The organism is Streptomyces sp. P9-2, assembly GCF_051903975.1.
Lineage (GTDB): Bacteria > Actinomycetota > Actinomycetes > Streptomycetales > Streptomycetaceae > Streptomyces > Streptomyces cellulosae.
The window spans coordinates 4,278,712-4,299,134 of sequence record NZ_CP192633.1 but is presented as its reverse complement, the minus strand read 5'-3'; the positions used below and the strand labels follow the sequence as shown (position 1 = coordinate 4,299,134).

20 protein-coding genes and 1 pseudogene are annotated in these 20,423 nt (G+C 74.7%); 5 read left to right on the top strand and 16 right to left on the bottom strand.

What is annotated here, in order from left to right; all coding sequences use genetic code 11:
- Nucleotides 1–63: 63 nt before the first annotated feature.
- Nucleotides 64–1,197 (bottom strand): DUF6397 family protein, encoded by a 1,134-nt coding sequence (locus ACQY0Z_RS19785; protein ID WP_439812588.1) that lies wholly within the window; start codon nucleotides 1,195–1,197, stop codon nucleotides 64–66.
- Between the two features lie 139 nt (nucleotides 1,198–1,336).
- Entirely contained in the window at nucleotides 1,337–1,747 is a 411-nt protein-coding gene (locus tag ACQY0Z_RS19780; RefSeq protein ID WP_189904836.1) for a roadblock/LC7 domain-containing protein, read from the bottom strand.
- A gap of 115 nt (nucleotides 1,748–1,862) precedes the next feature.
- Here ACQY0Z_RS19780 and ACQY0Z_RS19775 point away from each other — a divergent pair.
- Nucleotides 1,863–2,289: pseudogene (locus ACQY0Z_RS19775) on the top strand (PPOX class F420-dependent oxidoreductase).
- Between the two features lie 48 nt (nucleotides 2,290–2,337).
- Here ACQY0Z_RS19775 and ACQY0Z_RS19770 read toward each other — a convergent pair.
- From ACQY0Z_RS19770 to ACQY0Z_RS19750, 5 genes are all read right to left on the bottom strand, one after another.
- Nucleotides 2,338–2,943 (bottom strand): GTP-binding protein, encoded by a 606-nt coding sequence (locus ACQY0Z_RS19770; protein ID WP_254585158.1) that lies wholly within the window; start codon nucleotides 2,941–2,943, stop codon nucleotides 2,338–2,340.
- Between the two features lie 86 nt (nucleotides 2,944–3,029).
- The gene (locus ACQY0Z_RS19765; protein ID WP_189904840.1) at nucleotides 3,030–3,440 is read right to left on the bottom strand and encodes a DUF742 domain-containing protein; all 411 of its coding nucleotides are present in this window, start codon (nucleotides 3,438–3,440) and stop codon (nucleotides 3,030–3,032) included.
- A 22-nt stretch (nucleotides 3,441–3,462) separates the two neighbouring features.
- Complete coding sequence (locus ACQY0Z_RS19760) at nucleotides 3,463–3,897, bottom strand: roadblock/LC7 domain-containing protein (RefSeq protein ID WP_254585159.1); 435 nt, start codon at nucleotides 3,895–3,897, stop codon at nucleotides 3,463–3,465.
- Nucleotides 3,894–6,695 (bottom strand): nitrate- and nitrite sensing domain-containing protein, encoded by a 2,802-nt coding sequence (locus ACQY0Z_RS19755; RefSeq protein WP_439812587.1) that lies wholly within the window; start codon nucleotides 6,693–6,695, stop codon nucleotides 3,894–3,896. The genes ACQY0Z_RS19760 and ACQY0Z_RS19755 overlap by 4 nt, the downstream gene beginning before the upstream one ends.
- A gap of 160 nt (nucleotides 6,696–6,855) precedes the next feature.
- A complete protein-coding gene (locus ACQY0Z_RS19750) occupies nucleotides 6,856–7,629 on the bottom strand; it encodes an MHYT domain-containing protein (protein WP_254585161.1) in 774 nt (257 codons plus the stop codon).
- 149 nt (nucleotides 7,630–7,778) lie between these two features.
- Between ACQY0Z_RS19750 and ACQY0Z_RS19745 the strand changes: the two genes are divergently transcribed.
- Both ACQY0Z_RS19745 and ACQY0Z_RS19740 read left to right on the top strand, forming a co-directional pair.
- Nucleotides 7,779–8,378, top strand: a complete 600-nt coding sequence (locus ACQY0Z_RS19745) for a class I SAM-dependent methyltransferase (protein ID WP_347225060.1) — start codon at nucleotides 7,779–7,781, stop codon at nucleotides 8,376–8,378.
- A gap of 178 nt (nucleotides 8,379–8,556) precedes the next feature.
- On the top strand, nucleotides 8,557–9,399 hold the full coding sequence (locus ACQY0Z_RS19740) for a hypothetical protein (protein ID WP_189904848.1): 843 nt from the start codon (nucleotides 8,557–8,559) through the stop codon (nucleotides 9,397–9,399).
- Between the two features lie 207 nt (nucleotides 9,400–9,606).
- Here the strand turns inward: ACQY0Z_RS19740 and ACQY0Z_RS19735 are convergent, their stop codons facing one another.
- From ACQY0Z_RS19735 to xylA, 3 genes are all read right to left on the bottom strand, one after another.
- Nucleotides 9,607–9,789, bottom strand: coding sequence for a hypothetical protein (locus ACQY0Z_RS19735; RefSeq protein WP_037638333.1), 183 nt, complete (start codon nucleotides 9,787–9,789; stop codon nucleotides 9,607–9,609).
- A gap of 192 nt (nucleotides 9,790–9,981) precedes the next feature.
- A complete protein-coding gene (locus ACQY0Z_RS19730) occupies nucleotides 9,982–10,386 on the bottom strand; it encodes a hypothetical protein (RefSeq protein ID WP_439812586.1) in 405 nt (134 codons plus the stop codon).
- Nucleotides 10,387–10,791: 405 nt separating this feature from the next.
- Entirely contained in the window at nucleotides 10,792–11,958 is a 1,167-nt protein-coding gene (xylA, locus tag ACQY0Z_RS19725; protein ID WP_439812585.1) for a xylose isomerase, read from the bottom strand.
- A gap of 114 nt (nucleotides 11,959–12,072) precedes the next feature.
- Between xylA and xylB the strand changes: the two genes are divergently transcribed.
- The gene (gene xylB / locus ACQY0Z_RS19720) at nucleotides 12,073–13,518 is read left to right on the top strand and encodes a xylulokinase (RefSeq protein WP_439812584.1); all 1,446 of its coding nucleotides are present in this window, start codon (nucleotides 12,073–12,075) and stop codon (nucleotides 13,516–13,518) included.
- A gap of 97 nt (nucleotides 13,519–13,615) precedes the next feature.
- Nucleotides 13,616–14,824, top strand: coding sequence for an ROK family transcriptional regulator (locus tag ACQY0Z_RS19715; protein WP_189904854.1), 1,209 nt, complete (start codon nucleotides 13,616–13,618; stop codon nucleotides 14,822–14,824).
- Between the two features lie 28 nt (nucleotides 14,825–14,852).
- Here the strand turns inward: ACQY0Z_RS19715 and ACQY0Z_RS19710 are convergent, their stop codons facing one another.
- The 6 genes from ACQY0Z_RS19710 to ACQY0Z_RS19685 form a co-directional block, all read right to left on the bottom strand.
- Nucleotides 14,853–15,659 carry an MBL fold metallo-hydrolase gene (locus ACQY0Z_RS19710; RefSeq protein ID WP_439812583.1) on the bottom strand — a complete coding sequence of 269 codons (807 nt, stop codon included), beginning with the start codon at nucleotides 15,657–15,659 and terminating at the stop codon, nucleotides 14,853–14,855.
- Nucleotides 15,660–15,836: 177 nt separating this feature from the next.
- Nucleotides 15,837–16,031: a hypothetical protein gene (locus tag ACQY0Z_RS19705; RefSeq protein WP_189904856.1), complete on the bottom strand. Its 195-nt coding sequence runs from the start codon at nucleotides 16,029–16,031 to the stop codon at nucleotides 15,837–15,839.
- A 102-nt stretch (nucleotides 16,032–16,133) separates the two neighbouring features.
- Nucleotides 16,134–16,997, bottom strand: coding sequence for a phosphatidylinositol-specific phospholipase C/glycerophosphodiester phosphodiesterase family protein (locus tag ACQY0Z_RS19700; protein WP_189904858.1), 864 nt, complete (start codon nucleotides 16,995–16,997; stop codon nucleotides 16,134–16,136).
- Nucleotides 16,998–17,167: 170 nt separating this feature from the next.
- The gene (locus tag ACQY0Z_RS19695) at nucleotides 17,168–18,244 is read right to left on the bottom strand and encodes an acyl-CoA dehydrogenase family protein (protein ID WP_254585168.1); all 1,077 of its coding nucleotides are present in this window, start codon (nucleotides 18,242–18,244) and stop codon (nucleotides 17,168–17,170) included.
- Nucleotides 18,241–19,422 carry an acyl-CoA dehydrogenase family protein gene (locus tag ACQY0Z_RS19690; protein WP_439812582.1) on the bottom strand — a complete coding sequence of 394 codons (1,182 nt, stop codon included), beginning with the start codon at nucleotides 19,420–19,422 and terminating at the stop codon, nucleotides 18,241–18,243. The genes ACQY0Z_RS19695 and ACQY0Z_RS19690 overlap by 4 nt, the downstream gene beginning before the upstream one ends.
- On the bottom strand, nucleotides 19,419–20,396 hold the full coding sequence (locus tag ACQY0Z_RS19685) for an NADPH:quinone oxidoreductase family protein (protein WP_189904863.1): 978 nt from the start codon (nucleotides 20,394–20,396) through the stop codon (nucleotides 19,419–19,421). Before ACQY0Z_RS19685 ends, ACQY0Z_RS19690 begins: the two co-directional genes overlap by 4 nt.
- Nucleotides 20,397–20,423 lie beyond the last annotated feature (27 nt).

The window sequence follows — 20,423 nt, the reverse complement described above, 5'->3', positions numbered from 1 at the left end:
GTTTCACGGCGCGGGGGCACCGGTCCCGCCCTGCCCGAAGTGACCAATCAGGCCCCGCCCGCTTCACGGACGCCCCGCGCTCCGCACGGTTCGGTGGCGCCAGCGCGCCAGCAGACCCCGGCGTCCGGCGCGATCCGTGGCGGCCGGCGTGTCCGGGCGGGCCGGGGCGGCCGGCCGTGCGGGCGGGGCTCCCAGCACCGGCCGACGGGACGCGGGTGGCTCGACCGCGGACGCCGTCCGGTGCGAGGGGAACGGCCGGGACGTGGACGGCCGGGACGAGGACGGCCGGGACGAGAACGGCCGGGACGAGAACGGCCGGGACGAGAACGGCCGGCACGTGGACGGCCGGGACGTGGACGGCCGGGGCGCCGGACGGTGGCCCCGGGCCTCGTCCACGAGCCGGGCCAGGTCGGCCCGTAGCCAGGCGATCTCGTCCGGGTCACGCGCGGTCATGAGGTCCGCCGCGATCTGCGCCCCCGGCGAGTCGGGGTTCCCGCCCCCGGGCGGACGGCGGCGGAACCCGTTGACATGGGACCGCTCGTAGGGGTCCCGCACCACCTGCGCCACATGCAGCGGGTCGAGGAACGACGCGACCGCACCCGCGCGGGCCCAGGGTTCCTCGGCCTCCCGGAGCAGGAAACCCAGGTGTCTGCTGCGCCAGTTGCGGGGCCGCAGGTCGATCCCGGAGTCCAGCAGGCCGCGCAGCCCTTCGGACATGCGCCCGGTCAGCAGCGCCGCGTTCTTCTCGTCGTCGCCGAACAGCCTCAGCTCGTCGGCGAGATAGAGCCAGACCACGGCGCGGTAGCGGTTGAGGTGGAACGCCACCGGAACGACCAGACCCAGCCTCGCCAGCCTCGTGAAGCGGGTCTTCGCCACCCCCAGCAGGGCGGAGCCCTCCGCGGTCCCCACGGCGTGCACGCTGCGGCGCAGCGCCTCGGGGAAGTCCGGTCCGGCGCGCAGCCGTTCGATCTCGGCCCTCGCGATCCGCCGCTCCCCCGCCGTCCTGCCGGGCTCCGTGCGGATGCGGCCGAGTCGCACGGCCAGGTCGAACTCGGTACGCCGCAGTCCGAGTTCGCGGGCCGCGCGGCCGGTGGTGATCCAGGTGTCGTCCTTCGCCACGACCGGGCGGTGGGCACCCGTGTCGAAAACGGTGACCGTGCGCTGCGTCGTGGTGGCGGTCGTCGTCTGCCGGGACATGCTCGTCTCCCCCGTGGGTCCGGTGGGCCGGCGCCGGTTGCGCCCGCTCCGGGAAAAACGGTAGCCGCTCCGTCACACTCCGTGTTCAGCCTGTGGACAACTTCCGCCACACCCTCCACCCGCACGGCGAATCCGCAGGTCAAACACCCATACCCGGATCCGGCCGGCGGCGGGTGTCGACATCCAGATGCTCGCCGACCCGGTTGACGAGCAGCGTCATCTCGTAGGCGATGTGCCCGATGTCGGCCTCGGCGCCGCTGAGGACGCACAGACAGCTACCGGAGCCGGCGGCGGTCACGAAGAGGACCGCCTCGTCGAACTCCACCATCGTCTGGCGCACCCCGCCCGCGCCGAAGTGCCGCCCCGAACCCTTGGCGAGGCTGTGCAGCCCGGACGAGACGGCGGCCAGGTGCTCGGCGTCCTCGCGGCGCAGGCCCGTGCTCGCCCCCGTCACCAGGCCGTCGTTCGAGAGGATCAGCGCGTGCCGTACGTGTTCGACGCGCTGGGTCAGGTCGTCCAGCAGCCAGTCGAGTCCCTGGTTCTGCCCCATGTCGTATGTCTCCCCCTGTTGTCCCCGTGTACCCCGTGTGTCGTCCCCTCCGGTCGGGAGGGTCTCTGCGCCAGCCTTCCCCACGACCGGGCGGCGGGCAAGGAATATGAGAGCCATGGGACAGAAGATGACCGAGGAAGAGTGGCGGGCGTTTCGTCCCGCACGGCACCCCCACCGGGAAACTGGCCACCGTCCGGGCCGACGGGCGTCGCATCCGGCGCCGGTCTGGTTCGTGCTCGACGGGGACTACGTGGTGTTCGACACCGGCGCGGCGACCGTGAAGGGGCGCAACCTGGCCCGTGACGGGCGGATCACCCTCCGCGTGGACGACGACCGGCCGCCCTTCGCGTACGTGACCTGGAAGGCCGGGCGCGTCTCTCGGAGGAGCCCGGGGAGCTGCGGCACTGGGCCGCCCGGATCGGCGGGCGGTACTGGGCGAGGACCGCGCGGAGGAGTTCGGCGCCCGTAACGGCATGCCGGGCGAGCTGCTGGTCCGTGTGCGGATCGACAAGGTGCTGGCCGAAAAGGGCGTGGCGGACTGACACCCGGCTGGGAGCCGGACAAGGCGCGACGGACGGACCCCGCCGCGCTCATCCCACCGAGTCGAGCAGCCGGGCGGTGTGCATCCTCCCGGCGTACTCGACGAGCCGGATGAGCACCTCCTTGCCCGAGTCGCGCTCTCGGGCGTCGCACAGCACCACGGGCGTCCCAGGGTCGAGGTCGAGCGCGCGGCACACGTCGCGCGCGTCGTGCTGCCGGGCGCCCGCGAAGCAGTTGACGGCGACGACGAACGGGATCTTCCGGTGCTCGAAGTAGTCGACCGCCGGGAAGCAGTCCTCCAGCCGCCGGGTGTCCGCCAGCACGACCGCGCCGAGCGCGCCCTGCGCCAGTTCGTCCCACAGGAACCAGAAGCGGTCCTGGCCCGGGGTGCCGAAGAGGTACAGGGAGAGCCCGGAGCGGATGGTGATGCGGCCGAAATCCATGGCGACGGTCGTGGTGACCTTGTGGTCGACGCCGTCGGTGTCGTCCACCGTCCGCCCGGCCTCGCTGAGCATCTCCTCGGTGCGCAGCGGCCGGATCTCGCTGACCGCGCCCACCAGCGTGGTCTTCCCCACGCCGAAACCGCCGGCGACCAGGATCTTCAGCGCCAGAGCCGTCGTCTCGCCGGCGGGGGCGTCGGGGTGTTCGGGGACCATCGTTCGCTCTTTTCGTGAGGGTGTTCCAGACGCTCTTTCGTCAGAGTCGTGAGTGCGGCTCGGAGCCGGGTCACGGCACCGGCGCGCTACAGCGCCCGCAGCCCCGCGATCACCTCGCGGAGCACCCGTTCGTCGGGCAACTGGGCGGGCGGCACGGGCCGGCTGACGGTGACCCAGCCGCGTTCCAGCAGGTCGCCGAGGAGCACCCGGACGACGCCGACGGGCAGGTCGGCGCCTGCCGCGAGTTCGGCGACGGACTGGGTCTCCGGGCGGCAGAGGTCGATCAGCGCGCGGTGCTCGGGTCCGAGCGCGGGGTCGTCACCGGCGGGCGCGGCGGGGTCCAGGCTGACCAGGGCGATCAGGTCGAAGCGCACACCGGAGGGGCCGGGTGCGGTGCGTCCGCCGGTCACGGCGTAGGGCCGGACCAGGGGGCCGGCCTCGTGGTCGTACCACTGGCTGCCCGGCTCGCGCGGGGCGCCGGTCGTGTCGTCGGTCATCTGCTCGGACCGCTTTCCCGTCTCATCCGGCCGGCGGCCGTGCGGCGACGCGCGGCGCGGTGTCCAGGTGCTCGCCCACGCGCCGGACGAGCCGTGCCATCTCGTAGGCCACGAGGCCGATGTCGGCGGTGACGGAGGTGAGCACCGCGAGGCAGGAACCCTCCCCCGCGGAGGCCACGAACAGGAAGCCGTCGTCCATCTCGACCATGGTCTGGCGTACGCCCCCGGCCCCGAAGTGCCGCCCCGCTCCCTTGGCGAGGCTGTGGAACCCGGAGGCGACGGCGGCGAGGTGCTCGGCGTCCTCGCGGCCGAGGCCGCCTGAGGCGCCCATGGCGAGTCCGTCGCCGGACAGCACCACGGCGTGCCGTACGTCGGTGACGCGGAGCACCAGGTCGTCGAGCAGCCAGTCGAGTTCGCCGGAGCGCCGGCCCGTACCGGTGCGCGGTTCCTGGATCATGCGGGGTCTCCTTCGGTGCTGGGCCTCGCCGTGCCGCGGGCGGCGCCGGGCGGCCGGCCGCCGCCGCGCGTCCAGCCGTCGCGGTAGGCCGCCATGCGGTCCCGTACGAGTTCGGGGGTGCGGTCGTCGTCCCGGGTCTCGCCCCGTGCGGGCCGCGGTGTGTCCGGCCGGCCGTCGCGGAGCTGGGGCGCCAGGCTGGCCTGGCGTACCCGGCGGGGCAGGTCGTCGGAGCCGGTGGGCTCCTCCGTGCGGTGCAGGCGCAAGGTGGCGGCTCCCTGGGGACTCCGGGGGTCGGCGCCCGCGTCTACATCTACGTCGGCGCCGGTGCCCGTGCCGGTGCGTGAAACGACGTGCGGTACGGGGCGGGGTGCCGGATGCGGCGCTGCGCGCGGCTCGGACCGGGGTTCCCGGTGCGGTACGGCGTGTGATGCCGGAGGCGCCACGGCGTCCGGCGCGCGTCGCGGCTCGGGCCCGGATCGCGGTCCAGGCGCGGACCGGGGCCCCGGCTCGGATTGCGGTCCCGGCCCCGATCGCGGTCCCGGCCCGGAGCTCGGTCCCGGCGCGGGTCCGGGTTCGGGTGGCAGGTCGGCGACGGGGGCCACCAGGGCGCGCCGGGTGTCGGCGGCGGCGACCGCGCGAGGCTGCCGCGGCACCTGGACAGGACCGGGGTGCGGGGCGCGGGCGGGTTCGCGCGCCTCCCGGCCGTCCGCGGCGGGTGCCTCGGCCGGCGTGCCGGGACGTTCCTGCTCGGCGCGCTCGTCGAGCAGCGCGGTGGGGAGCAGGACGACCGCGGTGGTGCCGCCGTACGGCGAGGTCTTGAGGTGCACCTTGACGGCGTGGCGGGCGGCGAGCCGGCTCACCACGAAGAGGCCGAGTCGGTCGCTGTCGAACAGGTCGAGCGCCTCGGACTCGGTGATGCGGCGGTTGGCCTCGGCGAGTGCGTCCTTGCCCATGCCGAGGCCGCGGTCCTCGACCTCGACGGCGTAGCCGTTGCCGACGGGTTCGCCCGTGACGCGCACCCGGGTGTGGGGCGGGGAGAACTGCGCCGCGTTCTCGATGATCTCCGCGAGGAGGTGGGTGAGGTCGGCGACGGCCGCGCCCGCGACCGACGTCTCGGCGAGCTGCCGTACCTCCACGCGCGCGTAGTCCTCCACCTCGGAGACGGCCGCGCGCACCACGTCGGTCAGTGGCACGGGCTTGCGCCAGGCGCGGCCGGGGGCGGCGCCGGAGAGGATGATCAGGCTCTCCGCGTGGCGGCGCATGCGGGTGGTGAGGTGGTCCAGGCGGAAGAGGTCGCTCAGCTCGTCCGGGTCGTCGGAACGGCGTTCCATGCTGTCGAGCAGGCTGAGCTGACGGTGCACCAGAACCTGGCTGCGCCGGGCGAGGTTGACGAAGACGCCGCTGATCCCGCCGGCCAGTTCGGCGCGTTCCACGGCGGCGCGCAGGGCGGCCCGGTGGACGGTGCCGAGGGCCTGGGCGACCTGGCCGGTCTCGTCCTGGGCGGGCGGTCCGTGCGGGGCCTCCGCCCGGATGTCGATCTCCCCGCCTCCGCGTAGTTTCCGCATGGCCTCGGGGAGTTTGCGGTGGGCGATGTCGAGGGCGTCGTCGCGCAGGGCGACCAGTTCGATCACCAGACCGCGTCCGATACGCACCGAGATCACGAGCGAGGCCGCGGCGGCGAGGAGGCCGAACAGCACAGCGGCCCCGGCCGGTCCGAACAGACCCCGCTCCACGGGGTCGGCGCGTCCGGCGACCGACGCCGCCGCGAGCCGTTCCACGGTGCGCAGTTCGTCCCTCACGCGCGCGTGGGCGGCGTCCCAGGTGGCGCGGGGGACGGCTTCCGCGGCCCGTGCCCCTGGGTCGGCGTCGAGGATCTTGTCCTCCGCCGTGTACAGGACGGCGTAGGGGCGGCTGTCGGCGACGGTGGTCCACGCGGTGCGGGCCGCTCCGGGCAGGTCGGGCGCGGCGGAGACGGTGAGGGTGCGGCGCAGTTCGACCGCGCCGGTGAACAGGCGCAGGCGGTCGCCGCCGAGGCTGCCGTGCAGCCGGGCCGCGGCGAGGATCGCGTCCTCCTGGGCGAGGGCCTCTCCCGCGCGGGAGAACTCGAGCAGTACGCGCGCGTCGGCGCCGAGTTCGGCGTCCTGGACGCCGGTGAGGGCGCCGCCCACGCGGAAGGCGCCGTCGATGGCGGCGGTGTACCGCTCGTACGTGCGGGCCCAGCCCGCACGGCCTTCGCGGACCTCGTCGCGCAGGGGGCGCAGCCGTTCGGCGGCGGTGACGAAGGCGTCGAGCCGCTCGGCAACCGCGTGGGGCAGCGCCTGCCCGTCGGCGACGGTGCGGTCGTCGCCGAGCCGCAGCCGGGCCACGGCCCCGTCGGTGACCTGCGCCAGACGGGTGAACTCGGCGTCCCCCACGGCCGCTTTGTCGGACGCGCGGCGCACGGCGGCCGCCCGTTCGGCCTGGAGAGCGGTGACCGCCTCGGCGACCGGGGTGCGTACGGCGGAGTCGGCGCGCTGCACCTGGCGCAGCCGGGAGACGTCCTGGGCGGTGGTGACGGTGGCGTACCCCCACAGGGCGAGCAGGGAGACGACCGGCACCATCAGCAGGCAGATGATCTTGGCGCGGACGGTCCGGGGACCGGACGGGCCGCGCAGACGCGGTACGCCCGCACCGCCCGGGCCCGCCGGAGGCATCGGTCCCTCGTCGGCGGGCGGTCCGGCGTGGGCGCGCCGGCCGCGGACGGGCGGCGGGGACGGCGCCTCGGCGCGGGCGCTCGGGGTCCTCCGGGGTGTGCGCATGGACTCCTCGCTCGTAGGGGCGTGCGGGCGGCGGCGGTCAGTGGGCGGGACGCTCCGCCGGCCGCCGGGCAGCGGCGGTCAGTGGGCGGGACGCTCCGCCGGCCGCCGGGCAGCGGCGGTCAGTGAGCGGGACGTTCCGCCGGCCGCCGGGCAGCGGCGGTCAGTGGGCAGGGCGCTCGGCCGGCCGCCGGGCGGAGGCGGACGTGTGGCGTTCCCCGGCCGCCGGGGACAGCGCCACGAAGGCGGACGTGATGAAGAGGTAGGCGCCGAGGCCGACGGCGAGCGGGAAGACGAACGACATCGCGCTCGCCCCGGGCAGCGGCTCGCCGGACGGCGTGACCCGCACGCTGACCGCGTACATGCCCGTGTAGTGCATGCTGCTGACGGCCGCGCCCATGATCAGGCTGGCGACGGTGACGGCGGCCGGGGAGTGGATGGCGAGGGCCGCCCACAGCGCGGCCGTGGCGGCGACGACGGCGATGAGGACGGACAGCGCGACGCGCACGGGGTCGTAGCTCACCTCGCCGTGCAGCCGGACCGCCGCCATGCCCAGGTAGTGCATGCCGGCGACGCCGAACCCGGTGGTGAGCCCGCCGAGCAGCAGGGCCTGGACCCGGTCGGGGTGACGGCCGACGGCGAACACGCCCGCGCAGACGAACAGCATGGCGACCACCAGGCTCAGCAGGGTGAGCGGCACGTCGTAGCGGATGTCGGTGCCGCTCACGCCGAAGCCGAGCATGGCCGTGAAGTGCATGGTCCAGATGCCGGTGGCGATCGCGGAGGCGGCGGTGAGCAGCCAGTTGCGCCGCACGCGGCCGGTGGCGGCGAGCGCGCGGACGGTGCAGCGCAGCCCGAGGGCGGCGCCTGTGCAGGCCATCGCGTACGACAGCACGGGCGTGAGCCACCCGAGGGTGGCGTGGTCCAGATGTCCCATGACCCGGGGACGCTAGGGGGCGCAGGCGCGTGGAGGGGGCGCGTTTCGAAAGCGGCGCAAAGTTGGCGCACCGGTGGCGTGGTGCGACCGCATCGCGCTCGAACATGCGCACACGATGTCGCCGGTTCCGGTGAGGGATCATGCGGTGCATGAGCGACGACCACACACATGTGCAGGAGTTCTTCGGCGCCCGCGCCGCCGGCTGGGACCGCCGCTTCCCCGACGACGATCCCGCCTACGCCGCCGCGGTCGCCGAGCTCGGGCTGCGCGAGGGCGGCCGGGTGCTGGACGCGGGCTGCGGCACGGGGCGGGCGCTGCCCGCGCTGCGCGCGGCGGTGGGACCGTCCGGGGTCGTGCTGGGCGCGGATCTGACGCCGGAGATGCTGCGGGAGGCCGCGCGGGCGGGCCGGGACCGGGACGGGACGCTGCTGCTGACGGACGTGGCGGCGCTGCCGTTGCGGTCGTCCTCGCTGGACGCGGTGTTCGCGGCCGGGCTGATCGCGCATCTGCCGCACCCGGCCGAGGATCTGCGGGAGATCCGGCGCGTGGTGCGGCCGGGCGGGGTGCTCGCCCTGTTCCACCCGATCGGACGGGCCGCCCTCGCCGCACGCCAGGGGCGCGAACTCACCCCCGACGACCTGCGCGCCGAGCCGAACCTGCGGGCGCTGCTCACGGCCGCGGGCTGGCGCATGACGTCGTACGTCGACGAGGACACGCGGTTCCTGGCGCTGGCGGTGCGGGACGCCTGAGGCGGGTCCGGTGTGTGCGGGGCTCTCGTGCAGGGTCCGCGAACAGGCCCGCGCACAGGGTCGATTCGCCCCGTCCGACCGGAAACCTGCAGCTCCGGGCGCGGGTGCGGGGTCGTGACAACGGGCGCGGGGTCGGCATATGGTGCGCGCCGACGGACGAACCGATGGGGAGGCTGGGATGGCCGGGACGGACCAGGAAGCCGTCGCCGCCGACGACGACGCGCTCTATGTGCTGACGGCGGCGCTGCTGACGCCCGCGAAGTTCCCCAGCGTGCTGGGCGACGACTACCCCGAGGCGTGCGCGGCGCTCGGCCTTCCGCCTGTGGCCGACGGCTACGGGCTGGTGCTCGGCCAGGACGGGGAAGGCGCCCGGTGGACCGTGGTCGTCGACGACGTCTCGCTGGTCGCGGTCGCGATCGCGTCCTGGGACTGCGGCATGGAGCACGACCTGTCGCCGGACGAGCGCACGGTCGTCGCCGCGCTGCCCGGCTGGCCCCTCGCGGTGGCCGTGGCCGCGCCGAACGTGCCCGCGCCGCACGACCCCTCCCCCGACGTGGCGGACATGCCGCCGCTGACGCCGCCGGACGCGGAGGTGTGGGGGCCGGCCCAGCGGCGGCTGGGGGCCGATGAAATCGCCTTGCAGTGGGCTACCTGGCGGGAGCAGGTGGACGACTCGGCGTTCCCTGCGCCGGACTCCGCGGCGTCGGCGGCCGACAAGGGTGACGGCGAGGGCGGGGCTGCCCCGGCGGGCGGGCACAGCGGGATCCGCCGGGTGCTGGCCGAGGCGCGCGCCTACATCGACTCGCCGCCGCCGCTGGGGCGGGTTCGGTCGTCCTTCGCACCGGGCGGTGCGCGGACGCTGCGCGCGGACGGGCCCGGGTGGTCGCTGGTGGCGCGGACCGACGACATCGCCTTCGTCCTGCTCGACGACGAACCCGGCGAGGTGCTTCCGGTGGGGAGGGGGCCGGAACTGCCGGGGCTGCTGAAGGGGCTGGACGAGATGGCCGTACGGCCGCTGTGAGGCGCGGGATGGGGCAGGACGCCCTCCCCTTCGGGCCCAGCTCGGTCGGCTGTACGACCGCCCGGGCGCGGTGTGCGCCCCGCTACGGCCCTTCCGAGCCGGTGTGTCCTCGGCGCACGGCGGGACGCGCGGTGCCGCCCGCGCCTCGGACGTCCGGTGCCTCGGGCGCTCGCCCCTTCCTCGGGGCGGGCCAGCCCGTACTCCTCCTCAGCGGCCCAGCTCCTTGCGGGTGGCCCGGCGCAGGCGTCGCCTCTGGGACGGGTCCAGGGCGAGGTAGGCGGCTGCCGGGACTCCCAGGATGATCAGGAGCGCGGCCCACCAGGGCAGCCATATCAACAGGATGAGCCCGACCGCCACACCCCCTGCGGCGATCTTCGCGTTCTTCGACATCTGCGTCGCCTCCTTCGCGGCCACTGCCGCTCTCTGACGTGAAAACGGGTCCGCGTCTGCGGCGGTTCCAGGCCGCCACCCTGAGACGTCCCTGAGATACGCCCCCTAAGGTCTCGGGCGGCGCACGACCTCCTCCCTCACCATGGTGACCCACCTCACAGCGCAGGGGTACCCACGGGACGCCTTCGGGCCTCAGGAGGCGTCCACGCCCTCCAGCCCCGGCAACAGCGACTCCAGCCCGCTGGGCAGCGCGGTGGGCAGACCGCTCGGGAAGTCGCTGGGCAGCGCGGTCGGGAAGCCCGAGGGCAGTTCCGTGGGGAAGTCCGAGGGCAGCAGCCCGGTCGGGAACTCCGACGGAAGGTCCAGCGAGGGGCCGCCGGTGGCGGTCTCGGCGGGCTCCGTGTCGGGACCGTCCTCGTCCGACGTGACGAGCACGGCGATGGTGACGACCAGGGCCGCCACGATGACCGCGAGCACCAGGATCACCAGGCGGCGCCGTCCGGGACCGCCTCCGCCGTCGGGCGGACGGGACGAGGACTCGTCGCCGTAGGGAGGCGGGCCGGGCGGCTGCTGGGGCGGTTCGGGTGGCGTGGCCATGAACACATCGTCGCCGCGGGGGCGCGGCCGCGCGAGAAGACGGCGGTGAAGCCGCCCGCCAGTCGTGGCACGCGGGGGCGCACATCAGGCGCGCGGGGGTGTTTATGCCCCGGGTCGGGTGCGGGTCGTTATGGGCCGCTCGCGCAGTTCCCCGCGCCCCTGAGCGTGCCGCGACGAGCACGCCCCCAAAAGGACACGAGGAACTGCGCGCCAAACCCCCACCCCGCCGCGGACGGCACGACCACCCGCCCGGAACCGCCCAAGGGACTCAGCACCGCGCCCCTGAGCGTGCAACGGCGAACGCGCCCCACAGGGGCGCGGGGAACTGCGCGCCCGGCCCCCATCCCGCCGCGGAGCCGCGACGACAGCCGGGGCCCGCCCGCAGAAGAGCGGGCCCCGAGGGGGTCAGCCCCTCGCCCCCAGCAAGTGGTCCATCGCCAGCTGGTCCAGCCGCTCGAAGGCCATGCCCCGGGCCGCCGCCGCGTCCGGGTCGAAGTCCTCGAAGGCCGAGCGGTCGGCCAGCAGGGACTGGAGGCCGTCGCCCGCCGTCGGCTGGGCGAGCTCGTCCAGGCGGGCCGCGCGCAGCGCCTCCTGCACCTCCGGGTCCGCGCGGAAGGCGGCCGCGCGCTCCTTGAGGATCAGGTAGTTCCGCATGCAGCCGGCCGCGGAGGCCCACACGCCGTCGAAGTCCTCGGTCCGCGGCGGCTTGAAGTCGAAGTGGCGCGGGCCCTCGTAGCCCGCCGACTCCAGCAGGTCGACCAGCCAGAACGCGGCGCGCAGGTCGCCCGCGCCGAAGCGGAGGTCCTGGTCGTACTTGATGCCGGACTGGCCGTTGAGGTCGATGTGGAACAGCTTGCCCGCCCACAGCGCCTGGGCGATGCCGTGCGGGAAGTTGAGCCCGGCCATCTGCTCGTGGCCGACCTCCGGGTTGACGCCGTACAGCTCCGGGCGCTCGAGGCGCTCGATGAAGGCGAGGGCGTGGCCGATGGTCGGCAGGAGGATGTCGCCGCGGGGCTCGTTCGGCTTGGGCTCGATGGCGAAGCGGATGTCGTAGCCCTGGGAGGTGACGTACTCGCCGAGGAGGTCGAAGGCCTCCTTCATGCGGTCCAGCGCGACCCGGACGTCCTTGGCGGCGCCGGACTCGGCGCCCTCGCGGCCGCCCCAGGCGACGTAGGTCTGGGCGCCGAGCTCGACCGCGAGGTCGATGTTGCGGATGGTCTTGCGCAGGGCGTAACGCCGCACGTCACGGTCGTTCGCGGTGAAGCCGCCGTCCTTGAACACCGGGTGGGTGAACAGGTTGGTGGTCGCCATCGGGACCTTCATGCCGGTCTCGTCCAGCGCCTGGCGGAACCGCTTGATGTGCTCGGCGCGCTCGCTGTCGCTCGAGCCGAAGGGGATGAGGTCGTCGTCGTGGAACGTCACGCCGTGCGCGCCGAGCTCGGCGAGGCGGCGGACGGACTCGACCGGGTCGGGGGCGCCGCGGGTGGCGTCGCCGAAGGGGTCCCGTCCCTGCCAGCCGACGGTCCACAGGCCGAACGTGAACTTGTCCTCGGGGGTGGGCTGGTAGCTCATGCCGCGGCTCCTTGCTCGCTGAGACTATTTCGTCATGGCGGTTTACAAATTAGTATGCAGGAACATTTCTGGGAAGAGACACACCCCGCCGGTGCGCGGAAGAGGGAGAGACCGATGTCAGCAGCCGAGGGTCCGCTCGTCGTCGGCGTGGACACATCCACCCAGTCCACCAAGGCCCTGGTCGTCGACGTGGCGACCGGCAGGGTCGTCGCGAGCGGCCAGGCGCCGCACACGGTGACCTCGAGCGCGGGCCGGGAGAGCGACCCGCGTCAGTGGTGGGACGCGCTGACCGAGGCGCTGCGGCAGTGCGGCGAGGCGGCGCACGAGGCCGCGGCCGTGTCGATCGGCGGCCAGCAGCACGGTCTGGTCACGCTGGACGAGCACGGCGAGCCGGTCCGCCCGGCGCTGCTGTGGAACGACGTGCGGTCCGCCCCGCAGGCGAGCCGGCTCGTGGAGGAGCTGGGCGGCGCGAAGGCGTGGGCCGAGCGGACCGGCAGCCTGCCCACCGCGTCCTTCACGGTCACCAAGTGGGCCTGGCTCGCGGAGAACGAGCCGGACGCGGTGCGCGCCACGAAGGCGGTGCGGCTCCCCCACGACTACCTGACCGAGCGGCTCACCGGCCAGGGCACCACCGACCGCGGCGACGCCTCGGGCACCGGCTGGTGGGCGTCCGCGACGGAGACGTACGACGAGGAGATCCTGGCGCACGTCGGTCTCGACCCGGCGCTGCTGCCGCGTGTGGTGCGGCCGGGCGAGGTGGCCGGCACCGTGCGCGACGGGCACGACCTGCCGTTCTCCAAGGGGACACTGGTGGCGTGCGGCACGGGCGACAACGCCGCCGCCGCGCTGGGGCTCGGGGTGCGCCCCGGCACGCCGGTGATGAGTCTCGGCACCTCGGGCACCGTGTACGCGGTGTCGGAGCACCGGCCCGCGGACCCGACCGGCACCGTGGCCGGCTTCGCCGACGCGCGCGGCGACTGGCTGCCGCTGGCCTGCACCCTCAACTGCACGCTCGCCGTGGACCGGGTCGCCGCCCTGCTCGGCCTGGACCGCGAGGCCGTCGAGCCGGGCCGGGGCGTCACGCTGCTGCCCTTCCTGGACGGCGAGCGCACCCCCAACCTCCCCCACTCCTCCGGCCTGTTGCACGGTCTGCGGCACGACACCACGGGCGGCCAGCTGCTCCAGGCCGCCTACGACGGCGCCGTGTACTCCCTGCTGGCCGCGCTCGACCTGGTCCTCGACGAGGACGCCGACCCGTCGACGCCGCTGCTGCTGATCGGCGGCGGGGCGCGCGGCACGGCCTGGCAGCAGACGGTACGGCGGCTGTCCGGGCGGCCTGTGCAGGTGCCGGAGGCGAAGGAGCTGGTCGCGCTCGGCGCGGCGGCCCAGGCGGCCGGCCTGCTGACCGGGGAGGACCCGGCCGCGGTGGCCCGGCGCTGGGGCACGGCGGAGGGGCCGGTGCTGGACGCGGTGGAGCGGGACGAGGAGACCCTGTCCCGGCTGGCCGGGGTACTCTCCGACGCGGCCCCGCTGCTGGAGCGCGCCCCGGGCAACGGCTGACGACGCCCCGGCGGGCGTCGCCCCACGGCGGCCCCGTGGCGGCCGCCGTGGACGTCCGCCGGGTGCGGACGGCACCGAACCGAGGATTGACGGAGGAATGAGCGCACCGCTGCACAAGGCCCGCCCGGCAGGTCAGGGCCGTGCCCTGCCCGACACCCAGCAGGGCATGCGCCGCCGCAACCTGTCGCGGGTGATGCACACCGTCCGGGACGAGGGGCCGCTGTCCCGGGCCGCCGTCGCCTCCCGCATCGGGCTGACCCGCGCGGCGGTGTCCACGCTGGTCGACGAACTCATCCGTACGGGGCTGCTGGAGGAGCTGGGTCCGGAGCGGCCCGGGCGGGTCGGCCGGCCCGGTTCCGCCCTCGCGGTCAGCGGGCGGGGTCCGGCCGGGATCGGCGCGGAGGTGGGCGTCGACCATCTCGCGGTGTGCGCGGTCGATCTGCGCGGGGAGGTGCGGGCGCGGGCGGTGCGGCAGGTGGCGAACCGGGACCGCTCCCCCGAGCCCGTGCTCGGCGAACTCACCGAACTGATCCACCGGGTCGTGGCCGAGGCGGACGGCGAGGGGCTGTGGCCGGCCGGACTCGCGGTCGCCGTCCCCGGCCTGGTGGCCCGCGACGCCCGCACCGTCGTCCGCGCCCCGAACCTCGGCTGGCTCGACACGGACCTCGCCCCGCTGCTCCCCGAGAAGCTGCCGCTGACGGTGGCCAACGAGGCCAACTTCGGCGCGCTGGCCGAACTGTGGCTCGGCGAGGACACCCCGCGCGACTTCCTGCACGTCTCGGCCGAGATCGGCATCGGCGCGGCGGTCGTCGTCGACGGGCGCGTGCTGCACGGCAACCGGGGCTTCGCGGGCGAGCTGGGTCACGTCCCGGTGTGGCCCGACGGCCCGTCGTGCGCCTGCGGCGGCCGGGGCTGCCTGGAGCAGTACGCGGGCGAGGAGGCGGTGCTGCGCGCGGCCGGCCTCGAACCCGGCGAGGACCGGGTGGGCCTGCTCGCGGGCCGCGCCGAACAGGGCGACGCCGCGGTACGACGCGCCCTGCACGACGCGGGCACGGCACTGGGCATCGCCCTGACCGGCGCGGTCAACCTCCTGGACCCCGAGAACGTGGTCCTGGGCGGCGCGCTGTCGGGACTCTCCCCCTGGCTGCTGCCCTCACTCCGCTCGGAACTGGCCCGCCGCACGGCGGGCCCGCCCTGCCCGGTCTCGGTCTCCACACTGGGCCCGCAGGGCCCGCTCCTCGGCGCGGCCCACTCGGTGGTCCGGGGCGTCCTGGACGACCCGGCGGCGGTGGCGGAACGGGGCTGAGGCAGGCGGGGTCGCCTGTGGGCAACCCTCAGGAGTCCCGCCGGGCGAATCTGCGGGCCTGCCCTTCGTGAATGCCGCTCGCCCACTCCCAGCCTGGCTCGGGCGTGACGACCCGTGGGTCGCCGCACTCCCGGGCGTCACGCAGGTCCTCCACGTACGCGCGGTCCAGTTCGATCCTCGCGCGTATCTCCTCGCCCCGGGCGACGGATCCGTGTCCGGGGACGAGGACGTCGGCGTCTTCCGCCACGCTTTCGAGCACTCGCAGCCCCGCGAGGTAGTCCTCGATCGGACTGCCGGTGTCGTCGAGCATGGGTACGAAGACGTCGGAGAGCATGTCGCCGGCGACGAGAACCCGGCGTTCCTCGATCCACAGCGCCGCGTGGCCAGGGGCGTGCGCCGTGTGCTCGATGATCCGCCCCTCGGGGCCGTCCCAAGGGAGCCTGGCGGTGCCGGCCGGCAGACCGGTGACGAGGCCGTACAGGGCCAGCGGTGTGTCCTCGGCGATCTCCGGCGGCAGCCCCTCGGAAACGCCTGCCCGCCAGTCGGGTTTCGACAGCAGGTCCCGCAGGACGGCCGCGCAGCGGGCCGTTCCGTAACGAGGCGCGTCGCCGAGTTCGGCGTGCCAGAGCACATGGTCCCAGTCGGGATGCGTCGAGAAGCCCGCCACCACGGGCCGGCCCAGCTCACGGAGGTCGTTCGCCAGGCAGGTCGTCTCGGGGCCGGTGATCCCGGCGTCCACGAGGAGCACGCCGTCCCCGCCGTGCACGACAACGGTGTTGTTCTGGAGCGATTCACTTCGGTGGATCAGTACACCCTCGGCGACCTGCTTCACCATGGGCAACTCGTTCGAAGGCCGCGGCCGCGTCGTGACCGGCACCGGCCGGGGCGCCGGTCCCGGCTTCTCGCCGATCACGGATTCGATCATCACACCGCGGCAGCGGCTCGGTGGGTGGAACCGAGCAACTCCTCAGCCGGCTCACGCGAGCTCGCCCCGGCCGTGAGGGCACCGCCCTCACGGCCGCAGGCTGCTGACGATGTCCGCCGTCGCCGTCAGGCCGCTGTGGATCGTGGGGGCGATGCTCGTGCTGGCCAGGTAGAAGCCCAGCAGCAGGCAGACCAGGGCGTGGGAGATCTTCAGCCCGCCGTTGCGCAGGAAGATCACCGCCAGGATCGAGAGCAGCAGCACCACAGAGATGGAAATGGCCATCGTCAACCTCCTCCGCCACACCTGTTTCGCGGCGTTCGGCCGCAAGTGTGGCGTAGCGGAGGGTTCGTCCGGGCGGCTGACCTGTCCTCCGAACGTGTGGTGTCACACCTTCCGGTGGGCGTCGAGGAACGCCTCCAGGCCCGCGAGGTCGTCGGTGTTGAGGTGGTCGACGTCCGCCGCGACCAGTTCGGTCCACAGCGCGTCCCGCGCGGGCCCTGGCACGTCCGGGGTGGCCCAGAACCGCACCCGCTGACCGCGGGCGTGGGCCGCGCCCACCAGTGTGCGCAGTTTCCGGCGTTCCGCCTCGGGGAACGCGCCGACGCCCTGCCAGGTGAAGTTCAGCGACCAGTTGTCGCTGATGAGCGGCGCGAACGAGGCCGGGGCCGGGCCGCCGAGGTCGGTGAGCCGGCCGTCGTAGAAGGCGTGCCGGACCCGCTGCGCCTCCATGGGCGCGCGGGCGGCGCGGTCTCCCGAGATGACCGCGGTGACCGGCCCGGGGTGCACCCTGCCGTGGGCGTACGTCGTGAACAGGCCCTTGTAGCGGCGCAGTCGGCGGTCGAGTTCCGCGTACGTCGACGCGCCCTCCGTCTTGAGGTCGATCAGCAGCTGGAGCGAGCCGCGGTCGCCGCGGTGGACCGTGCCGTGGTTGGCGCGGACGCGGGCGGCGAGCGGGTCCAGGTACAGCGACTCCAGGGTGCGGGCGGGGTCGAGGTCCTCGGGGTCGTGGGCGACCAGCAGTTGTCCGCCGACGAGGTAGATGTCCGCCTCGACGCTGCCGAAGCGGTGGTCGAGGGCGTCGAACAGGGGGCGGGGGTGCTCGTAGTCGTTGTGGGCGTGCGCGCGCCACAGCGGGCGCGGGCGGGGCGGGTGTTGGCCGGCGAGGGCCCGCGTCGCGGGGAGGGCGAGAGGGCTCGCGAGGGCGACGCCGAGGGCGGTGAGGGCTCCGCGACGGGTGGTGAGGGCCATGCTCTGCCTCCCTGAAGTGCCGTACGGGGTCCCCGCGAGTATGGGGTCCCGTGGCACGCAAGGAGCAGAGGCGTGCGAGGAGTTGGCCGGTTCGCCGTCGTCCGTTCACCCACGTGCGAGCGGCCCGCCCGCCCCGGACGGGGAGGACGGGCCGCCGGTGCGACATCCCGTCAGGGCGCGCGCAGATCCACCAGTTCCGCCAGCGCCTCCCGGTGGGCGCCCGCCGTGCCGTAGGCGATGGAGTCGGCCTTGGCACGCTTGAGGCGCAGCTGCACCGGGTGTTCCCAGGTCATGCCGATGCCGCCGTGCAGTTGCAGGGCCTCCTCGGCGGCGCGGACGGCGACGGGCGCCGCGTAGGCCTGCGCCACGGCGACCGACACGTCCGTGTCCTCGCCGGTCGCGAGGGCGTCGGCTGCGGCCCTCGCGGCGGCGCGCAGGCTGACGGTCTCCAGCCACAGCTGGGCGAGCCGGTGCTTGAGCGCCTGGAAGCCGCCGACGGGCCGGTTGAACTGCTTGCGGTCCTTCAGGTACCGCACGGTTTCGGTCAACGCCCACTCGGCGACGCCGAGTTGTTCCGAGGCGAGCAGTCCCGCCCCCGCGCGCAAGGCGCGGCGCACGGCGGGCTCCGCGTCGCCGACGCGGCGGCCCGGGGCGGCGTCGAGGGTGACGCGGGCGAGGGGGCGGGTCAGGTCGAGGGACGTCTGCGGGGTGACGGTGACCGCGTCGGCCGCCACCGCGTACAGCCCTCCGTCGTCCGCCGGGACGAGCAGCACGTCGGCGACGGCGGCGTCCGCGATGCCCGTCAGCTCACCGTGCAAGGAGCCGCCGTCCGCGCGAACGGCGGCGTACGCGGCGCCGGGTGCGGTGTGCAGGCCCACGGCGAGCGCGCCGATCACGCGTCCGGACGCCAGGCCCTCGAGCAGGTCCCCGCCGTCCGCGCAGGCCAACAGCGCCTCGGTCGCGACGACGGCGCTCGTCAGGTACGGCACGGGAGCGACCGCGCGCCCCAACTCCTCCAGCACGACCGCTGCTTCGCGGTGGGTCGCGCCCTGGCCGCCCCGGTCCTCGGGGACCAGCAGCCCGGCGAGGCCCATGCCGTCGGCGAGGGTCTTCCACAGGGCCGGGTCGTGCGGGGCGTCCGACTCGGCGCGGGCGAGCACGGACGTCGTGTCGCAGTGGTCGGTGAGCAGGTCCCGGACGGCGGCGCGGAGCGCCTCTTCCTCCTCCGAGTACAGAAGATCGCTCATCGGGCGAGGTCCTTCCAGGCGACGTCCTTGTCGGTGCGCGGCTCGGCCGGCAGGCCCAGGACGCGCTCGGCGACGATGTTCAGCAGGACCTCGCTGGTCCCGCCCTCGATGCTGTTGCCCTTGGAGCGCAGATAGCGGTAGCCGGCGTCGCGGCCGGTGAAGTCGACCAGTTCGGGGCGGCGCATGGTCCAGTCGTCGTACAACAGCCCCTCCTCGCCGCGCAGTTCCACCTCCAGGCCGCTGATCTCCTGGTTGAGGCGGGCGAAGGCGAGCTTCATGCCGGCGCCCTCCGGACCGGGCTGTCCGGCGACGAGCTGCTGGCGGAGGCGTTCGCCGGTGAGCCGGGCGACCTCCGCCTCGACCCACAGCTTCAGCAGCCGCTGGTGCAGGTCGTGGGTGCGCAGTTCGGGGCGTTCGCGCCACGTCCTCGCGACCGGGCCGATCATGCCGCCCTCGCGGGGCAGCCGCATGCCGCCGATGGCGACGCGCTCGTTGTTGAGGGTGGTCTGGGCGACCCGCCAGCCGTCGCCGACCTCGCCCAGGCGGCGGTCGTCCGGGATGCGGACGTCGGTGAGGAACACCTCGTTGAACTCGGCCTCGCCGGTGATCTGGCGCAGCGGCCGCACCTCGACGCCGGGGTCGGTCATGTCGCACACGAAGTACGTGATGCCCCGGTGCTTGGGCACGTCCGGGTCGGTGCGGGCGATGAGGATGGCCCAGCGGGCGAGGTGGGCGCTGGACGTCCACACCTTCTGCCCGTTGACCACCCAGTCGTCGCCCTCACGCACCGCGCGCGTGCCGAGCGCGGCCAGGTCGGAGCCGGCGCCGGGCTCGCTGAAGAGCTGGCACCAGACCTCCTCCCCGGTCCACAGCGGCCGCAGGAAGCGCGCCCTCTGCTCGTCGGTGCCGTACTGGAGGATCGTCGGAGCGGCCATGCCCAGACCGATGCCGATGCGGCGCGGGTCGTTGTCGGGGGCGCCGGCGGCCTCCAGCTCGGCGTCGACGACGGCCTGGAGGGAGCGCGGCAGGCCGAGCCCGCCGAGCCCTTCGGGGAAGTGCACCCAGGCGAGTCCGGCGTCGAAGCGGGCGCGCAGGAAGTCCAGGCGCTCCGTCCCGGCGGGCGGATGCGCCGCCAGGAACTCCCGGGTGAGGCGGCGCAGTTCGTCCGCGTCGGTCATGCTGCGGCTCCGTTCTCCAGCGACGGCAGCACGGTGACGCGGCCGGTGGTGACGCCGTCGGCGACCCGCTGCACGGCGTCGGCGGCCCCGGCGAGCGGGACGCGCTCGCTCACCAGCGGCTTGATCGCGCCCCGGGCGGCCAGCTCGGTGAGCTGCTCGTGGCAGTGCTGGACCAGCTTGGGGTTCTTCGTGTTGTACAGGCCCCAGTGCAGGCCGAGGATGGCGTAGTTCTTGATCAGGGCGTGGTTGAGGCCGGGGTTCGGGATGGTCCCGCTGGCGAAGCCGACGATCACGATGCGGCCCTCGAAGGCGACGGTCTTGGCGGACTGGGTGTACGCCTCGCCGCCGACCGGATCGAAGATCACGTCGGCGCCGCGTCCGCCGGTGGCCTCCTTGACGGCGGCGACGACGTCCTGCTCGCGGCGGTCGATCACCACGTCGCAGCCCAGTTCGCGGGCCACGGCGGCCTTGTCGGCGCCGCCGGCCACGCCGATGACGGTGGCGCCGGCCGCCTTGCCGAGCTGCACGGCGGCGCTGCCCACCCCGCCCGCGGCGGCGTGCACGAGCAGCGTCTCACCGGCCTCGAGGCGGGCTCGACGGTGCAGGGCGAACCAGGCGGTCTGGTAGCCGATGTGCAGGGCGGCGGCCTCGGCGTCGTCCAGCGCGTCCGGGGCGGGCAGCAGAGCCGCGGCGTCCGCGAGGGCGTACTCGGCGAAACCGCCGTACGGCAGGGCCGGGTTGGCGATGACGCGGCGGCCGTCCTCGGTCTCCCCGCAGATCTCCACGCCCGGCGTGAACGGCAGCGGCGGCCGCACCTGGTACTGGCCCCGGCACATCAGGGCGTCCGGGAAGTTGATGTTGGCGGCGCGCACCCGGAGCAGCACCTGCCCCTCGCCGGGGGTCGGCCGTCCGACGTCCGCGAGGCGCATCACCTCGCGCGGCTCGCCGAGTTCGTGCACTTGCCATGCCTGCATGCGGGGCCTCCACGGGACGGTGAACGT

Excerpts from the sequence above, each read along its gene's own strand:
- ACQY0Z_RS19785 (WP_439812588.1), bottom strand. The coding sequence starts at position 1,197 with ATGTCCCGGCAGACGACGACCGCCACCACGACGCAGCGCACGGTCACC.
- ACQY0Z_RS19780 (WP_189904836.1), bottom strand. The coding sequence starts at position 1,747 with ATGGGGCAGAACCAGGGACTCGACTGGCTGCTGGACGACCTGACCCAG.
- ACQY0Z_RS19770 (WP_254585158.1), bottom strand. The coding sequence starts at position 2,943 with ATGGTCCCCGAACACCCCGACGCCCCCGCCGGCGAGACGACGGCTCTG.
- ACQY0Z_RS19765 (WP_189904840.1), bottom strand. The coding sequence starts at position 3,440 with ATGACCGACGACACGACCGGCGCCCCGCGCGAGCCGGGCAGCCAGTGG.
- ACQY0Z_RS19760 (WP_254585159.1), bottom strand. The coding sequence starts at position 3,897 with ATGATCCAGGAACCGCGCACCGGTACGGGCCGGCGCTCCGGCGAACTC.
- ACQY0Z_RS19755 (WP_439812587.1), bottom strand. The coding sequence starts at position 6,695 with ATGCGCACACCCCGGAGGACCCCGAGCGCCCGCGCCGAGGCGCCGTCC.
- ACQY0Z_RS19750 (WP_254585161.1), bottom strand. The coding sequence starts at position 7,629 with ATGGGACATCTGGACCACGCCACCCTCGGGTGGCTCACGCCCGTGCTG.
- ACQY0Z_RS19745 (WP_347225060.1), top strand. The coding sequence starts at position 7,779 with ATGAGCGACGACCACACACATGTGCAGGAGTTCTTCGGCGCCCGCGCC.
- ACQY0Z_RS19740 (WP_189904848.1), top strand. The coding sequence starts at position 8,557 with ATGGCCGGGACGGACCAGGAAGCCGTCGCCGCCGACGACGACGCGCTC.
- ACQY0Z_RS19735 (WP_037638333.1), bottom strand. The coding sequence starts at position 9,789 with ATGTCGAAGAACGCGAAGATCGCCGCAGGGGGTGTGGCGGTCGGGCTC.
- ACQY0Z_RS19730 (WP_439812586.1), bottom strand. The coding sequence starts at position 10,386 with ATGGCCACGCCACCCGAACCGCCCCAGCAGCCGCCCGGCCCGCCTCCC.
- xylA (WP_439812585.1), bottom strand. The coding sequence starts at position 11,958 with ATGAGCTACCAGCCCACCCCCGAGGACAAGTTCACGTTCGGCCTGTGG.
- xylB (WP_439812584.1), top strand. The coding sequence starts at position 12,073 with ATGTCAGCAGCCGAGGGTCCGCTCGTCGTCGGCGTGGACACATCCACC.
- ACQY0Z_RS19715 (WP_189904854.1), top strand. The coding sequence starts at position 13,616 with ATGAGCGCACCGCTGCACAAGGCCCGCCCGGCAGGTCAGGGCCGTGCC.
- ACQY0Z_RS19710 (WP_439812583.1), bottom strand. The coding sequence starts at position 15,659 with ATGGTGAAGCAGGTCGCCGAGGGTGTACTGATCCACCGAAGTGAATCG.
- ACQY0Z_RS19705 (WP_189904856.1), bottom strand. The coding sequence starts at position 16,031 with ATGGCCATTTCCATCTCTGTGGTGCTGCTGCTCTCGATCCTGGCGGTG.
- ACQY0Z_RS19700 (WP_189904858.1), bottom strand. The coding sequence starts at position 16,997 with ATGGCCCTCACCACCCGTCGCGGAGCCCTCACCGCCCTCGGCGTCGCC.
- ACQY0Z_RS19695 (WP_254585168.1), bottom strand. The coding sequence starts at position 18,244 with ATGAGCGATCTTCTGTACTCGGAGGAGGAAGAGGCGCTCCGCGCCGCC.
- ACQY0Z_RS19690 (WP_439812582.1), bottom strand. The coding sequence starts at position 19,422 with ATGACCGACGCGGACGAACTGCGCCGCCTCACCCGGGAGTTCCTGGCG.
- ACQY0Z_RS19685 (WP_189904863.1), bottom strand. The coding sequence starts at position 20,396 with ATGCAGGCATGGCAAGTGCACGAACTCGGCGAGCCGCGCGAGGTGATG.